The organism is Paenibacillus sp. TY11 (genome assembly GCF_059772165.1).
On the sequence record NZ_JCBAIQ010000015.1, the window covers coordinates 1 to 15,767 of the forward strand.

14 protein-coding genes are annotated in these 15,767 nt (G+C 47.2%); 1 reads left to right on the forward strand and 13 read right to left on the reverse strand.

Going from position 1 to position 15,767, the window contains the following annotated elements; genetic code table 11:
• The 4 genes from AC6EJC_RS17035 to AC6EJC_RS17050 form a co-directional block, all read right to left on the reverse strand.
• Window positions 1-386, reverse strand: a 386-nt coding sequence (locus AC6EJC_RS17035) for a hypothetical protein (RefSeq protein WP_444954989.1), incomplete at its 3' end; no start/stop codon positions are given.
• A 117-nt stretch (window positions 387-503) separates the two neighbouring features.
• A complete protein-coding gene (locus tag AC6EJC_RS17040) occupies window positions 504-2,348 on the reverse strand; it encodes a hypothetical protein (protein WP_444954990.1) in 1,845 nt (614 codons plus the stop codon).
• A 510-nt stretch (window positions 2,349-2,858) separates the two neighbouring features.
• On the reverse strand, window positions 2,859-3,212 hold the full coding sequence (locus AC6EJC_RS17045) for a hypothetical protein (RefSeq protein WP_444954991.1): 354 nt from the start codon (window positions 3,210-3,212) through the stop codon (window positions 2,859-2,861).
• Between the two features lie 639 nt (window positions 3,213-3,851).
• Entirely contained in the window at window positions 3,852-4,580 is a 729-nt protein-coding gene (locus AC6EJC_RS17050; protein WP_444954992.1) for a glycosyltransferase family 92 protein, read from the reverse strand.
• A 264-nt stretch (window positions 4,581-4,844) separates the two neighbouring features.
• Here AC6EJC_RS17050 and AC6EJC_RS17055 point away from each other — a divergent pair, with 264 nt between their 5' ends.
• The gene (locus tag AC6EJC_RS17055; protein ID WP_444954993.1) at window positions 4,845-5,678 is read left to right on the forward strand and encodes a class I SAM-dependent methyltransferase; all 834 of its coding nucleotides are present in this window, start codon (window positions 4,845-4,847) and stop codon (window positions 5,676-5,678) included.
• Window positions 5,679-5,788: 110 nt separating this feature from the next.
• Here the strand turns inward: AC6EJC_RS17055 and AC6EJC_RS17060 are convergent, their stop codons facing one another.
• The 9 genes from AC6EJC_RS17060 to AC6EJC_RS17100 all read right to left on the reverse strand — a co-directional run bounded on the left by AC6EJC_RS17060 (window position 5,789) and on the right by AC6EJC_RS17100 (window position 15,673).
• Window positions 5,789-6,793 (reverse strand): AraC family transcriptional regulator, encoded by a 1,005-nt coding sequence (locus AC6EJC_RS17060; protein WP_444954994.1) that lies wholly within the window; start codon window positions 6,791-6,793, stop codon window positions 5,789-5,791.
• Between the two features lie 304 nt (window positions 6,794-7,097).
• The gene (locus tag AC6EJC_RS17065) at window positions 7,098-7,913 is read right to left on the reverse strand and encodes an ABC transporter ATP-binding protein (RefSeq protein ID WP_444954995.1); all 816 of its coding nucleotides are present in this window, start codon (window positions 7,911-7,913) and stop codon (window positions 7,098-7,100) included.
• Window positions 7,914-7,946: 33 nt separating this feature from the next.
• Window positions 7,947-9,044, reverse strand: coding sequence for a FecCD family ABC transporter permease (locus AC6EJC_RS17070; RefSeq protein WP_444954996.1), 1,098 nt, complete (start codon window positions 9,042-9,044; stop codon window positions 7,947-7,949).
• Window positions 9,041-10,045: a FecCD family ABC transporter permease gene (locus AC6EJC_RS17075; RefSeq protein WP_444954997.1), complete on the reverse strand. Its 1,005-nt coding sequence runs from the start codon at window positions 10,043-10,045 to the stop codon at window positions 9,041-9,043. Before AC6EJC_RS17075 ends, AC6EJC_RS17070 begins: the two co-directional genes overlap by 4 nt.
• A 111-nt stretch (window positions 10,046-10,156) precedes the next feature.
• Window positions 10,157-11,161 (reverse strand): ABC transporter substrate-binding protein, encoded by a 1,005-nt coding sequence (locus AC6EJC_RS17080; protein WP_444954998.1) that lies wholly within the window; start codon window positions 11,159-11,161, stop codon window positions 10,157-10,159.
• A 98-nt stretch (window positions 11,162-11,259) separates the two neighbouring features.
• A complete protein-coding gene (locus AC6EJC_RS17085; RefSeq protein ID WP_444954999.1) occupies window positions 11,260-12,738 on the reverse strand; it encodes an ABC transporter substrate-binding protein in 1,479 nt (492 codons plus the stop codon).
• A 256-nt stretch (window positions 12,739-12,994) separates the two neighbouring features.
• On the reverse strand, window positions 12,995-13,912 hold the full coding sequence (gene folE2 / locus AC6EJC_RS17090; protein WP_444955000.1) for a GTP cyclohydrolase FolE2: 918 nt from the start codon (window positions 13,910-13,912) through the stop codon (window positions 12,995-12,997).
• Between the two features lie 12 nt (window positions 13,913-13,924).
• The gene (gene sufU / locus AC6EJC_RS17095; RefSeq protein ID WP_444955001.1) at window positions 13,925-14,371 is read right to left on the reverse strand and encodes a Fe-S cluster assembly sulfur transfer protein SufU; all 447 of its coding nucleotides are present in this window, start codon (window positions 14,369-14,371) and stop codon (window positions 13,925-13,927) included.
• 144 nt (window positions 14,372-14,515) lie between these two features.
• The gene (locus AC6EJC_RS17100; protein WP_444955002.1) at window positions 14,516-15,673 is read right to left on the reverse strand and encodes a GNAT family N-acetyltransferase; all 1,158 of its coding nucleotides are present in this window, start codon (window positions 15,671-15,673) and stop codon (window positions 14,516-14,518) included.
• Window positions 15,674-15,767 lie beyond the last annotated feature (94 nt).

Consider the following 15,767-nt stretch of genomic DNA (forward strand, 5'->3'; position numbering starts at 1 on the left):
TTGAGGTCCTTGAACTCCCTGAGGTCCTTGATCACCCTGAGGTCCTTGGTCTCCTTGTGGCCCTTGGTCACCTTGAGGTCCTTGAACTCCCTGAGGTCCTTGATCACCCTGAGGTCCTTGGTCTCCTTGTGGCCCTTGGTCACCTTGAGGTCCTTGAACTCCCTGAGGTCCTTGATCACCCTGAGGTCCTTGATCACCCTGAGGTCCTTGGTCTCCTTGTGGCCCTTGATCGCCTTGTGGTCCTTGGTCTCCTTGAACGCCTTGGTCACCTTGCGGTCCTTGGTCGCCTTGCGGTCCTTGGTCGCCTTGAACGCCTTGTGGTCCTTGGTCTCCCTGTGGTCCTTGGTCTCCCTGTGGTCCTTGGTCTCCCTGTGGTCCTTGATCACCTTGAGGGCCTTGAGTACCTTGTGGACCTAGAGGGCCTTGAGCACCTAGAGGGCCTTGAGCACCTTGTGGACCTAGAGGGCCTTGAGCACCTAGAGGGCCTTGAACACCTTGTGGTCCTAGAGGGCCTTGAGCACCTTGTGGCCCTTGGTCTCCTTGCGGTCCTTGAACTCCCTGAGGTCCTTGGTCTCCTTGAGGTCCCTGGTCGCCTTGAGGTCCTTGAGCACCTTGAGGTCCCTGGTCGCCTTGAGGTCCTTGATCACCCTGAGGTCCCTGGTCGCCTTGAACTCCTTGAACTCCCTGAGGTCCTTGATCACCCTGAGGTCCTTGGTCTCCTTGCGGTCCTTGAACTCCCTGAGGTCCTTGATCACCCTGAGATCCTTGGTCACCTTGAGGTCCTTGATCCCCTTGAGGTCCTTGATCGCCTTGAGGTCCTTGGTCGCCTTGAGGTCCTTGGTCTCCCTGATCACCTTGAACGCCTTGAGGTCCTTGGTCCCCTTGAACTCCTTGAACTCCCTGAGGTCCTTGGTCTCCCTGCGGTCCTTGATCACCTTGAGGTCCTTGATCGCCTTGAGGTCCTTGGTCACCTTGAACACCTTGTGGTCCTTGATCACCTTGAGGTCCTTGATCACCTTGAGGTCCTTGGTCGCCTTGAGGTCCTTGATCACCTTGAGGTCCTTGGTCACCTTGCGGTCCTTGGTCACCTTGAGGTCCTTGGTCACCTTGAGGTCCTTGGTCACCTTGAGGTCCTTGGTCACCTTGAGGTCCTTGAACTCCCTGAGGTCCTTGATCCCCTTGAGGTCCCTGGTCTCCTTGAGGTCCTTGAACTCCCTGAGGTCCTTGGTCGCCTTGTGGTCCTTGGTCCCCTTGAACTCCTTGAACTCCCTGAGGTCCTTGGTCTCCCTGCGGTCCTTGATCACCTTGAGGTCCCTGGTCTCCTTGAGGTCCTTGAACTCCCTGATCACCTTGAACGCCTTGTGGTCCTTGATCACCTTGCGGTCCTTGGTCACCTTGAACGCCTTGTGGTCCTTGATCGCCTTGAGGTCCCTGGTCGCCTTGAGGTCCTTGAACTCCCTGAGGTCCTTGGTCGCCTTGAGGTCCTTGAACTCCCTGATCACCTTGAACGCCTTGAGGTCCTTGGTCGCCTTGAGGTCCTTGAACTCCCTGATCACCTTGAACGCCTTGAGGTCCTTGGTCACCTTGAGGTCCTTGAACTCCCTGAGGTCCTTGATCCCCTTGAGGTCCTTGATCCCCTTGAGGTCCTTGGTCGCCTTGAACTCCTTGAACTCCCTGAGGTCCTTGGTCTCCCTGCGGTCCTTGATCACCTTGAGGTCCCTGGTCTCCTTGAGGTCCTTGAACTCCCTGATCACCTTGAACGCCTTGTGGTCCTTGATCACCTTGCGGTCCTTGGTCACCTTGCGGTCCTTGATCGCCTTGAGGTCCCTGGTCGCCTTGTGGTCCTTGAACTCCCTGAGGTCCTTGGTCGCCTTGTGGTCCTTGGTCCCCTTGAACTCCTTGAACTCCCTGAGGTCCTTGGTCTCCCTGCGGTCCTTGATCACCTTGAGGTCCCTGGTCTCCTTGAGGTCCTTGAACTCCCTGAGGTCCTTGATCCCCTTGAGGTCCTTGGTCTCCTTGCGGTCCTTGGTCACCTTGCGGTCCTTGGTCACCTTGAACGCCTTGTGGTCCTTGGTCTCCTTGAGGTCCTTGAACTCCCTGAGGTCCTTGATCCCCTTGAGGTCCTTGATCACCCTGAGGTCCTTGGTCACCTTGAGGTCCTTGGTCACCTTGTGGTCCTTGGTCTCCCTGAGGTCCTTGGTCTCCTTGAGGTCCTTGGTCACCTTGAACGCCTTGAGGTCCTTGGTCTCCCTGAGGTCCTTGGTCTCCTTGAGGTCCTTGGTCTCCTTGAGGTCCTTGGTCTCCTTGAGGTCCTTGGTCACCTTGTGGTCCTTGGTCTCCTTGAACACCCTGTGGTCCTTGGACGCCTTGATCGGTTCCTAAAAGTTCATCAGAAACTAATCGGTGGGCAGGCACCAATTGCCCAAATGCATCTTTACCCCAAACAGAAATTTGAGTTTCATCCTCTGCTGCTCCGCTTGTGGTAAAGACGAATTCAAATGCATTGAAATCTGCAAAGTAGTTCCTAGTTATAACCGCATTTGGCCCCACTACTACTAGTTCTTGTACATATAATGTTCTACTGCCGTTTAAAACGTAACCCTCAATCAAAACAGTAGAAGAATTTACTGAATCTCGGTTATCGATTTTTACCGTGACCTGTTGGGTGGGTCTGACTCCATTAACAGGATCATTTGCAATGGGTCCAGTTGATAATACTGCCATAAAGATACTCCCTCCTTCCTAGTAAAAGTAAGCTTTTGTGAACAGTGAGATCTTTCTCAATATCCTGTTCCCTCCATTTTATGTCTCCACCATTTGATATGATTGTGGTTTTATCTCTGTACATTTGTTGAGTTTTAAGACTCTAGTTGCTCATCCGCAACAATGCGCTGAACATCAATGATTGCACCACTCCCATTTCTTCCCCACACCGAAATATTAGTACTTTCTTCTGCAGGACCATTTGTAGTAAAAACGAACTCATATGCATCGAAGTTTGCTGTATAATTTTTCGTAATAACCACATTAGGGGCTAAAGATAATTCTTCAAGTACATACAATGTTCTTACATCGTTTAAAAAGTATCCTTGTATTAAAATAGTTGAAAAATCGACTACATCTTGGTTAACTATTTTAACAGTGACCTGTTGGATCGGCCTGATCCCACTAACAGGACTATTCTCAATAGGCCCAGTTGATAGTACCGCCATTTAGTTGATGCCTCCTTTGCTGGTTATTCACTATAAATCTATATAATCAAATAAAAATACTATATATATTGAATTTGAAATTTTTATAGTGGAATCGGTCGTAAATATGGAAAAAGCTTGAACTTCCGGCCGATTTTGTGCTATCGCTCCTCTACTTCAAACTTTTTCTCCGTAACTTTTTATCCACTATGTTGTTTTCAAATTCAATCTATATAGAACTAAAGATAGGAATACCGGAAGTTCCGTATATCATATTAATAATTTGTTAGATATGATTGTTTGTTTGCCCATTAAAATTAAGATAGGATATCTACTCAGTCAATCCGTCCGATCAAACCTCGACCTACTCGGTTATTCAAGTATCACAAATCTCCTTATTTTCTCTCAGAGGAAGGGAATCAAAGGTTTGCCCTTACCCATACGTTTCACAAGTTTTTTTTTAAGCCCGCTTACGAGCTTTTCCTAGAAAAAACATGTCATCAGAAAAAAAGCTCTGGGCACGGAAAAGGGAAAAATACTTATTTATTAAACACATATGGGGTCAGCAAAGTAAATTCTCCGAATTCAGGTTTAGGGGGTGACAAACGGGTAAGTCTGAGTATAGGAGGATTAACACACAGCTTGTGCCAACAGTTCATGCTACAGCACTCTTACAGATCTATTTTTTAAATCCTTAAATTGTTCCAATTTTTGTTTTTCATCCCATAAATAATGAAATCCCCATCGATTAGTGGTATCTCCTTCTCGCAGCCCTTGTTTCAAAGCTGAGAAACGTGAATTCAGATAGTCAAATCCCAAGTATTTATAATGTAACAATAGTACTTCATTATTAGATGGCTTTATTACATTCCCAGCAGGTAAAGCAGTATGCCTACCAGGCCCAAAATTTATTTCTTGAATCGCACTTGGATTAAATATTTGAGGTTTATCGTACGTATGACTTCTTACACCATTCCTTACCGTTTCATATAATGGTTGCTGGCTATTAGGAAAAAAATCAGAAACCATTTCATAACCATTAGGGACAATCAATGTTATCCCTTTCGAAGTACATTCTTGCAAATATGTTCTAAGGTCAGGGTGATAAAAATGTTCATCCATGTCACAGATAATAATCCAGTCTGCCTTTTCCCTGCTTTCTTTCCAACATTGGTTGAATAGATCTTGTGCTGATCTCACGACAGAATTATCTTCGATTTCAAATCTATTCATATTAACTTTGGGATGTGCCTTTAACATGGATATAGAATTATCAGTTGAGTCATTATCGAAAATATAGTATTGATCCGCTATATTATCATAGTGCTTAAAAAAAAATGGGAGCATCTTTTCTTCGTTCCAACATAAAGCATATACATGTATGATCACATATTCTTCCCCTTTCAAACTCATAGATTATGGATCGACTTGCTTGATAATATATGCAATTTATATTTGTGGGGTTCAAATCGTGAATGATGAGCTTTACTGCTTAGCAAAAGCCAATCCGGACCCCAAATTGGCTTTTAATAGCTAGTTCTTATCCTAAATTCATAGTTGGTAAAAGCGGATCCCTCTTCAAAGGTACAGTAGACTTGCTCATGATGTTAGTGCTATTGTTATATTATTCCATTCATCTGAGCGAGGTGTACTATGTTTGAAAAAGATGAGCATGAAATTCTGACTTATTATGATGGCGGTGCAGAAATAGGCAGATTAGAGCGGGGAATCGGAAAAATAGAGCTGGAGCGATCGAAGGAAATCATTTCGCGTTATGTCAGCCGTTCGTCTCAAGTCATTTATGATATTGGCGGCGGTGTAGGGGCCTACTCCTTCTGGCTGGCGGAGCTGGGGCATGAAGTTCATCTGTTTGATTTGTCTCCCCAAGCCATTGAATTCGCTCGTCAGCAGCAACTGAACAACCCCATCATCAGCAAGCTGGAAACCGCAGATGCCAGGAATCTTGATCGTAAAGATGAAAGCGCGGACATCGTGCTATTAATGGGTCCTTTATATCATTTAACGGAGCAGAAGGAACGAGTAAAAGCGCTGCAAGAAGCAGCGCGTGTCTTAAAGAAGGGTGGAACGCTGATTACTTCAGCTATTTCCAGGTTTGGCTCGCTACTTTGGGGACTATCTGTGTACGGCGAGCGCAATACCATTGTGGAAGAAGACGTGTTCATGGATATGGTCAGACAGGAGCTGACAGATGGTCAGCATGTGCGCCCTGCGGCTTATCCCTCTTTTATCGCGCGCTCCTACTTTCATACACCGGATGCCTTGCGTGCAGACTGGCAGATGGCTGGATTGCCGGAGCCTCGTGTGTTGGGCATAGAAGGACCCGTCTGGATTGCACCCGGATTTGAAGAGAAGTGGGCCATCCCTTCCCATCGCATCCGTTTGCTGGATATAGCACGGCAGGTTGAAGAGCAGGAATCCGTGATCGGTATGAGCCCGCATATGCTTGCGGTAGGTACCAAGTCTTAAAACCCTATTCTCATTAGCAAATCACCAGACTATACAGACCAATTGGTAAAAGACAAGGATGATATAGAGCCCATTCATAAACTATTCAAATAGACAGCTTATCGTCGGTGTCAAATTTCATTCGCTCGCCCCTCACGTTCACGATATTGACTTGGCGTATAGCCTGTGTACGCCTTAAACTTCCGATAAAAAAATCCCAGGCTTTCGTACCCCACCTCATACGCTATTTCGCTAATGCTCTGATGGGTATGACGAAGTAGCGTCTCTGCATGCAGCATACGCTGAGTTTGGACAAGCTCCCGAAATGTTTTGCCTGTCTGTTCTTTTAGTAAATTCCCCAGATAATTAGGGTTAAAATTAAACGTTGCCCCCAATTGGGGGAGTGTACAGTCCCGATAATGCTGCTCAATGTACTGCAAAATATCAATAATGCTCGCTTTACCCGGCCTATGATCCAGCTCAAAGTTCATATCCAGCTGATATACCCGCATTAGCTCTGTAAGCAGCAAAGGCACATAATGACTGAGCATCTGCTGAGCATAATCCTGCGGAGACCAAAATTCACACAGCATGTTCTTAAAAATATACTGTACATTCTCATGATGCTCGGAATGAAATAGAATATAACGATCATGCCTTCTGTCCCGGGATACTGCGTTAGCTAGAAAGTCGGCCACAATGCCCGTGTTGCTGAAGCGTCCAAAAAAAGTGGTTGAGAACGTTTCCATTTTCATAATCAAATTGACCAATATATCATTTTCACCAAGCGCATAAATGCTGTGCGGAACATTCGTATCCAAAATACATATCTGTCCCTGCTCCAGCCGAATCTCTCTGCCATCAATGACCTGTCTGCATTCCCCGGAATACATATAATTCATTTCAATAAAATCATGGTTGTGCAGAGGCATATCCGCAAACCGATGATGCTTACTCATATAAATGGAACCGCTCTCAAAAAAATATTTGCCTTCCATACGGAGAATCTCATGCTCTATCCCGTTAATCTGGAACCCCAGCGGTTCTAAATCGTTCACATTTTTCCCAGTGTGAATCTGTATTTGTTCTACAGCATCCAGGCTTCTCAGAAATTCATCCAACTGCTGATGGTTCATCGCGTACCTCCTGTTTTCCCTCAGATGTCAAACAGCAATATTGACAGTATTTCCAAATCAGTCTTATGCTTTATCGGTAATGATTACAATTAAAATTCAAGCTTGTATGGCTCTAACCTGTTTTCGATGAATAGAGGTTACTCATATGAAAACAAAAAAAGTCCCCCTGCGTCAATGTGTTGTATGTAAAAAAAAGCTCCTAAAAAGGAGCTCGTGCGGATCGTACGTCTCAGGATCAGGATGTCCAAATCGACCGAACGGGTAAAAAAGCGGGACGTGGCGCTTATGCGTTTCTACCACAGGCTTAAACGAAGACCTTCTGTTGTACGGTATCTAATTTTCGACCCTTGCCGTGAGGAATAAACATCGGTGTTCCGTACAAAGGATCAGGAATGACTTGGCAGCGCAGCTGGAATACCGTGTCCACTGTCTTGGCGGTCATGATTTCTTCCGGCTTTCCCTGTGCGTAAATACGCTTATCGTATACTGCTATTATGTGGTGCGCATAGCGACAGGCCAAATTCAGATCATGCAGCACCATCACAATCGTCCGTCCTTCGCGTTCATTCAGATCAAACAGCAGGTCTAGTATCTCAATTTGATGTGTCATGTCCAAATAGGTGGTCGGCTCATCCAGTAAAATAATATCTGTCCCCTGCGCCAAAGTCATGGAAATCCACGCACGTTGACGCTGTCCACCAGATAAAGAATCTACCGGACGGTCTGCAAAAGCTTCCAATTGCGTCGCTTGCAGCGCGTTTTGTACCTGTGCTTCATCCTCTGCCGACCACTGCTTGAGCCAGCTCTGATGCGGATATCTGCCCTGCTTAACCAATTGATACACCGTCAGCCCTTCCGGAGCCGACGAACCCTGCGGCAAGATAGACAGCCTCTTGGCAATCTGCTTGGAGGGGAGCTGGGCAATAGCCTGCCCGTCCAGCAGCACTGCTCCCGCCACAGGCTTCAGTAGACGCGCCATAGCACGTAAAATCGTCGATTTTCCACAGCCATTGCTGCCTACGAGCACCGTAATCTTTCCCTCCGGAATTTGCAGGTCCAGCTCTTGAATGACAGGGTCTGTCCCGTAGTTAATCATCAGGTTCTTCATTTCTAAACCCATGTAGCTTCCCTCCCATATTGTGATGTCATCTATTTAACGTCGATCCCGGCGCTGAAGCAGCAGATACAGGAAAAATGGTGCTCCTACCCCTGCTGTGAAAATGCCTGCGGGAATATCAATGGGATAGAAAGCCGTACGGGCCAGCAAATCGGCGATATAAACCAGTAATCCCCCTGCCAATGCCGATACCAGTGTCAGGCTACCCATAGAGCGGCCTACCAAACGACGTGCAATATGCGGCGCGATTAATCCTACAAAACCAATGGCTCCCGCGACTGCTACTGCAGTTCCGGCGAGAATCACACTGAGTAGCAGTAACATTACACGATGTCGCTGCACCTTCACGCCCAAGCTGGTAGCTACGTCATCCCCCAGCTCCTGCGTATTGAGACTACGGGCAAAAAAGAGAACCAGTGGTGTACAGACCCCCAAAGCAATCAGCATCGTATATACGTTGTCCCACGACGCTCCATACACGCTACCCGTCAGCCAAATATAAGCCTTGCCTGCTGTAAAGGACGAGCTCATAACCAGCATAAGTGTCGTGATCGAACTCATGGCTGAAGCCAAACCAATCCCGACCAACACCAATCGGATTGGCGTTACACCTTGCTTCCAGGCCAATATATATACAAGTAGCGATACGACCAGCGCTCCAGCGACAGCCGCCACAGGCAGCCATTGGACACTCAAAATAGCCCCGCCGTAAGCAATGAACGTCACTGCTGCTACAGATGCTCCACCTGTAATCCCGAGGATATCCGGGGATGCCAGCGGATTACGTATGATGCCCTGAAGCACTGCTCCCGCTATACCCAAAGCCGCGCCGACCAGCACTCCCGTAAGTGCTCGCGGGAACCGCAGCCTGTACAAAATAAAATCATAATCGCCGGAGCCGCGTCCCCACATCGCTCGAAGCACTTCCCATGGGTGCACATACGTGTCACCCCAGCCCACACTGATTATACCAATGAGCAGAAGCGCCAAGGCTAATCCACCTATCATCCATAACGCTTTCTTTTCCAACTGGATATGAAATCTGCCGTCTCTGCTCCGCAGCGTGATATAACGATTTACGTTCTTACCGCCTGTACTAGTGCTGGCCCCATGCTTTACATTCATACGCTTCATTTCCACGTCCTCCCTTTACGGGCAATGTAGATGAAAAAGGGAACTCCGATCAAGGCCGTAATCACGCCAATCGGAATCTCCTGCGGCGAAATTAGCACTCTGGCGGCAATATCAGCCGACACCAGCAGCAAAGCACCCAGCACCGCCGAAAAAGGAATAATCCAGCGGTAATCCGCGCCAACCAATCCACGCGCCACATGCGGAATGATCAGACCGACAAAGCCAATCGCTCCCGCAATGGCAACAGAGCAACCAGCCAACACCACAACAATCAGGCCCATTGCACATTTGACCCATATGGTATTTTGCCCCAGCCCCTTCGCTACATCTTCCCCGGTCACAAGCAGGTTCACAGCTCTGCCCATAAACATAGCCGATATCCCCGCCACCAACATAAAAGGAAATAAAGGCTGTAGCATCTCCAGCGAGCGTCCGCTGACAGAGCCGGCCATCCAGAACAACACATTTTGCATACCCGTTTCATTCATCACCAAAATAATCTGGATCATCGACATAAATAAGGCATGAATGGCAGAGCCGGACAATACGATTTTGATGGGTGTCAAACCATCCCTGCCTACTGAGCCGATGACGTACACCAGAACAGCCGCTAGTCCTGCACCAATCAAAGCAAATCCCATCAGAGACATCATAGACTCCACCGAGAACACCACCGCAGCTATGGAAACAAAAAACAAAGCGCCCGCATTGATGCCAAACGTGCTGGGTGAAGCCAACGGGTTGCGAGTAAGCGCCTGCATGAAGGCCCCAGCCATCGCCAAGCTTGCGCCCACAACGGCAGCAATGACTGTGCGCGGCAGACGTTCGGTATGTATCAGCACATGCTCCACATTTTGAGTATCATACTGAAAGAGGGAAGATATTATAAATTCCGGAGGAATCAGCGTTCTTCCCAGCAATAGGCCCATGAACAAAGCGCCTAAGAGAAGGATTAGACATACACTGAGTCCGATTGTTTTGGTTCGGTTTGTCGTTAGCATCGTTGCATAGCCTCACTCTTTCAACAGCATTGTACAATACAAAAGAAGGATGAGAGATATGACCCCCTCACCCCTCTGCTGTATTTCCGTCTTTCACTTGCGATTTAACCTTTATGATTTCAGATCATAAATTTTATAGAGATCATCCAGCATCCGATTCGCGCTCAGATAGCCTCCGGCCAAATTCCAGTTCACTTCATCGACCTTGAAAATACTATTTTTCTTGTATGCATCAAGGTTCTTCCATAAAGGATGTCTTGTCCATACTTCATAATTTTTTTCAATGGCAGCCGGATCTTTCCCGGAGTTAAATACAAACAGCGTATCCGCATTCATATCCGGTATGCTCTCCTTGCTGTTCACTTTGATCCCCCATTTTTCCCCTTCTTGTGCAGGGGGACGGGTAAAGCCCAACTCCTTCAGAATTTTCCCGGCATAACCCATATAATAAATACGTGCATGGTCTGCGCGGAAGTTGACAATGGAAGCCTTAATGGGCAGGCGGTCACCCATTTTCGTCTTGAAATCCGCTACACGTTGATCCCAATCCGTCAGTAATTTGGCTCCTTTATCCTCCTGATTCAACACTTGTCCGATCAGTTGCACCGTTTCCTTCCACTCATACACTTCATTAACGGCCACAGTAGGCGCAATTTCCGATAATTGCTGATACGTTGCCTTGTTACGGAATCGGGTCGCAATGATGACATCCGGTTTCAGCTTATAAATCTCCTCCAGGTTTGGCTGTGTTTCCAATCCGACCGTGGGAATCCCTGTGAGATCCTTTTTTAAATAGTCATACACCGGCTCGGTTCCATGTGACTCTACAATCCCTATAGGCTTGATACCATAGGCGATCATAACATCGTTGGCTCCGTTATACAGGGTAACGACCCGTCTGGGCGTGCCTTTAATCTCGGTTTTTCCCAAGACATGCTCTATGGTACGTACCTCGTCGGTTGAAGCCGTTCCCTGCTTGTCCGTCGTTGGTTGACTTGTTCCGACCGCTTCACCTGAATTCGTACCCGCGCCGCTAGCGCCACAGCCTGATAAAAGCAGCAATACTGCTATGAGTGCAAACCATATACTCCCCTTGCTTGATGATGCTCGAAACATTGTCTCTGTTCCCCCTAATTAGTTCGCCAATGATGATATTGATTCTCATTATTAATTATAAGGAGGGACCCCATGATGAACATGGACGTTAGCGTCCTTTATTTGGACGAATCAGACAACAACAGCTCTAGCGATTTGTCTAATAATAGGTCGTGGGACAATGAAGTATAACATGTATACAGGTGTCGGCTATCACACATGTAGTGAACAGCTCCATTCCTCACCGCCTTCAGTTGTCGCCATTGGGGTGAGCGCCACAGATCTCGACACTCCTGCTGAATCGCTTGTTCTTTATAGGTGTTTCCATAATGACGGTAACATGTCAGTATGATACGGTCTGCATCAAATTCAGCCAGCTCATCCACCGTTATTTCACGATAATGGGCAATATCCTCCACCCCCGCAGGCATCGTCAGCTTTAAGTCTCCGTACAAAACCGTCCCCACATTCCGCTGTCCATACACACACATTTTCTGATTTCCTAGACCGACGACCAGCACGCTCTCCCCACCAAGCTTTTGCCTGACCTTTCGAGAAATCGTTTCGGCCTTCGTTTCATATCGTTCCAGCCATTCCATCGCTTCCGCATCCTTGCCGACAATACGGGCAATCGACTGAAAATGAGTACGCCAGTTTTGAAAAAAGGGGACGGTGACGGTGGGTGCAATTTGCTCGTACATTTTCTCCTTTTTAGACTTTTCAATATCCCTGAATTCACAGGTTAAAATCAGATCCGGCTGAGCTGACATCAGTTTTTCCAAGTCGGGCTGAGCATCTCCTACCGATATCGTATTACGAAGGTCTTCGCTGACAGGGTAAGCCTTGTTGATGACTGCCGCATACGGCTCTATGCCTAACGCAACCAGATGCCCGGTTAACAGATGCTTGAGCGAAGCTATTTTATGGGTATATCGGATCGTATTTACGTATGCTGAGGGGGAGCGTCCTGTCGCCGCTTTGAATTTACGGCTGAAGTAGAACTCATCGCTAAACCCGGCACCATGAGCAATGGAACGGAAGGAATCACGGGTGAGCACCAGCGCTTGCTTCGCATGATTTATACGAATGTCCGTCAAATATTCCATCGGGCTTTTGCCGATCAACTTTTTGAACATACGCGAATAATAATCAGCACTCATCCCCGCCAGTTCTGCTAGCTTGTCCCGTGTAATATCGGAAGCATAGTGCTGCTCCATGTAATGAAGCGTCACAGTCATCGCCTGCTGCACATCAGGCTTTTGATCACGGCTCGTATGCTGAAACAATGACATCAGCATTTCCTGAAATAGAATATTAGCCTTCATTTGATCCCATACGTTATCACAATGATGCTTCTTCTTGATCTCATCAACCATGTCCATCACAAAACGAAAGTGGGAAATGATCCATTCGGGCGGTCCGAACGCCTGAGCGGGTATGTAACGATCCGGCTCTCCAGATGGCTGCAAAGCCAGAAACCGGATGATGTAATAATCTGCTGGAGCGCCGGACAACATATTCAGTTTCATGGTTACGCCGGGGGCGAGCATAAAGCCCTTTTGACGATAAAGAGGATACGTTAGTCCGTCAATGGTCATCTCCCCTTCCCCTTCATTGAACAATAATAAGGTATGAAAAGTCGTTTCTCGCCGAGAAGAAAAGCTACCTGAGTACACATGCTGAATATCTTGCAGTTTATAAAGAAATGAAGCAAAGGAATGGTCTGGAGTATTCATGGCTCGCAGCCTTTCTATATATCGAGAATTATTCTCATTCATGAGAACTCCATTCATTATATATAGAGTGGGTTGAATTTTGCAAAATGGAATTATGCTGTATTTCTTCCTGACAGAATCAGGAGCGCGGTTTTTCATATGAGATTTTTGCTATGGCATCATGTAGATGAATGGATTCTTCGTTCCTGCACTCCACCGTGAAAGCACGAATAGCCTCCAATTCGACCAAATCGGCAGCAATTAGCCTCACCATATCCTCGACAAAACGCGGATTTTCATACGCTTTTTCAGTCACCGCCTTTTCGTCCGGGCGCTTGAGAACCGGATGCAGCGGAGCGCTGGCATTGGATTCTGCTGCATCCAGTAGCATGGTCTTCCAATCCCGTTCCAGCTTGTCCGGCTCATCTATGTGTGCTTCTATGGTCACCACGCCACGCTGATTATGTGCGCTGTACTCGCTGATTTCCTTGGAGCATGGACATAAAGTGGTTACCGCCACGGTCAAGCCAACCATAGCACGGCTTCCCCGTCCTTCCTCATAGCTGATTCGGATCAGGGCCTCAGCATGGTTTAGTCCCATCTTCTTCAGGATAGGGGAAGGTCGTTCGTAGAACCAGGGAAACGAAAGCTCCAGCTCGGCGCGTTCCTGATGCATCCGTGCAGCCAAACCCTCCGCAAAAAGGGCCAGCTGCGCCACATCCGTCGTTCCCCCCTGCTGCCGATACTCCTCCAAATGCTCTGTCAGGCGGCTCATATTGATTCCTTTGGCCTCACAGTTTAGCGAAGTTGTCAGCTTAAAGGTTCCAATGCTTACCTGTGATGTAGGGGCCAATCCCGCCACCACGGTAATGGGGTGTTTTACACTAGCGATGCCCACCTGTTCAATGTCGAACAAATAGTTACGCTGCTCATTTTGTAAATCGGACATGTATTCCTTGTTTGTAGGTTTATCTCCCGGAATAGGGTCTACCGAGCCGAACAGTCGATGACGCTCTGCCTTGGAAGGTAGTTCCGAGGTTATTCTGTTTTCCTTCATGTTGATGACTCCTTAATTATGATTTCCCATGGTTATTGCATGCTGTTCCAGCGATTTTTGCAAAGCCTGCCAGCCCATCAGGGCACAGTTGTGACGTCCTCTGAGCTTGTGCACACCCGACAATGAGATGGTATCCTCCAGCACATCTTCATCCGGCACTGCCCCTTCCTTGATCATGGAAGTGAACTGTTGTAGCAGTTCATCCACCTCCGCTATAGATTTTCGCTTGACCAGTTCAGTCATCATGGAACAGGAGGCCATACTGATTGAGCAGCCTGAACCTTCAAATTTGATATCCTGAACACAGTCGTCTTGTAGCAGTATATATAAAATCATGACATCTCCACACGTCGGATTTTTATACGGAAGTACGATAGCGTCATCATCTCTAAGCTTTCCATAGTTGCGCGGTTGCTTGTAATGATCCATAATGGTTTGCCGATAAAGCTGTTCTAGCATTACGTCACCTCCTTTAATTGTAATTATTACGATTAATTTATATTACTATAAAAGAAGCGCAAGGTAAACGTAATAGCTCCCGCAACCTTTCTCCAACGAAAAAAGCCGCCATAAGGCGACCTTTCTCTATTGCACTCTATGATTTTATTCAGTCGATTCATCAAGAATACGAGCAATCTGCTCGCTGTCTGCTTCCTGATATACGAATCCATGCTGGTGTGGCTGATGGATGTCGATCCATCCCTTCTGGATTGCCTTTTGATAATAATGTCGTGCACGTTCTTGTTCACCAGTCAAATAAAACATGCAGGCTGCATTCCAATATAGCCCCGCATCTCCATTCCAATCCCAGTCTTGCTCAAGTGCCTGTGCGTAACTCCAGGCTGAGCGGGCGTAGTCTGGTGCTACGCCATATTTTATATTACCATGCATATAATAATTCCCGTTTACCAAAAGGTTGTTTAAGGGAAGATTCCATCCAAACAAAACCGGAAAATCCACAAGCAATGCAAAGCCTACAGATAAGGCTGTTCTTTGTGATCCTATATTATCGGACCAGCACTGCCAGCCGACTCTAACGATCCCCCGTTGTTTGGCTAGGGAAAGCGCGCCGAGGGCTACCTTTCGGGCCCATCCTTTTTTCCGGTAGCTCGCATCGGTTTGAATGCCCAATTCACACTCTTGACCCACGACCCAATCGGTCAAGCACCAGCTGACAATGGCCGGGCCTTCCTCCGTATGTTGAATGGCAGCGCACCCAAATCCATTGTTTTCGTAAGCCTCCTGAGAAGGCCAGCCCTCCAGGATCTCATGAATGATATCATCTAGTCCTGTCAGATGCCGCTGCTTTAATAGTTGACGATCTATTGCTACTATATCCTCACCGAGCGGGCTAGCTATGCCGTTCAAATGCTGAGTAAACGTCATTCGTCCACTCTTCATAGGCCGTACATCCTTCATTACAGTTTCAAGGGCAGCTTCCCACTTCTCATCTGTCGGGTAATATAGCACGTAGTCTAATTTTCCTTTAGATGCAAGTTGAGGCAACAGAATCTCTTGAAGCAGCACGTTGATTTCTTTGAAGAAGGCTTTATTGTCCGGACTTCCTCCCAGAAAAATGCCTTGGGGGTTGCTCAATACAGCGGTCGCCCCATCATTGGATAAAAAAATTCTGCCGGGTACAGTGCCGCAAATGACACCTTGAATCGATATGTGATGCTTCATTGCATCAAAAAGACCGGATGCCTTATAAAAATAAAGTTTCGCGAGTTCCATTCCTTGAATCATGTTATTAGCACACATATTGTCCGATTTGCCTCCCATAAGCTTATGAGAGATTCTTATTCATCTAAATACATAAACCTCTCATAAGCTTTTTAATTTGTTTGTTCGTATT

What these genes read in the sequence shown, in the direction of transcription:
- AC6EJC_RS17045 (WP_444954991.1), bottom strand. Translation starts at nt 3,212, where the DNA reads ATGGCGGTACTATCAACTGGGCCTATTGAGAATAGTCCTGTTAGTGGG.
- AC6EJC_RS17055 (WP_444954993.1), top strand. Translation starts at nt 4,845, where the DNA reads ATGTTTGAAAAAGATGAGCATGAAATTCTGACTTATTATGATGGCGGT.
- AC6EJC_RS17060 (WP_444954994.1), bottom strand. Translation starts at nt 6,793, where the DNA reads ATGAACCATCAGCAGTTGGATGAATTTCTGAGAAGCCTGGATGCTGTA.
- AC6EJC_RS17065 (WP_444954995.1), bottom strand. Translation starts at nt 7,913, where the DNA reads ATGGGTTTAGAAATGAAGAACCTGATGATTAACTACGGGACAGACCCT.
- AC6EJC_RS17070 (WP_444954996.1), bottom strand. Translation starts at nt 9,044, where the DNA reads ATGAAGCGTATGAATGTAAAGCATGGGGCCAGCACTAGTACAGGCGGT.
- AC6EJC_RS17075 (WP_444954997.1), bottom strand. Translation starts at nt 10,045, where the DNA reads ATGCTAACGACAAACCGAACCAAAACAATCGGACTCAGTGTATGTCTA.
- AC6EJC_RS17080 (WP_444954998.1), bottom strand. Translation starts at nt 11,161, where the DNA reads ATGTTTCGAGCATCATCAAGCAAGGGGAGTATATGGTTTGCACTCATA.
- AC6EJC_RS17085 (WP_444954999.1), bottom strand. Translation starts at nt 12,738, where the DNA reads ATGACCATTGACGGACTAACGTATCCTCTTTATCGTCAAAAGGGCTTT.
- folE2 (WP_444955000.1), bottom strand. Translation starts at nt 13,912, where the DNA reads ATGAAGGAAAACAGAATAACCTCGGAACTACCTTCCAAGGCAGAGCGT.
- sufU (WP_444955001.1), bottom strand. Translation starts at nt 14,371, where the DNA reads ATGCTAGAACAGCTTTATCGGCAAACCATTATGGATCATTACAAGCAA.
- AC6EJC_RS17100 (WP_444955002.1), bottom strand. Translation starts at nt 15,673, where the DNA reads ATGTGTGCTAATAACATGATTCAAGGAATGGAACTCGCGAAACTTTAT.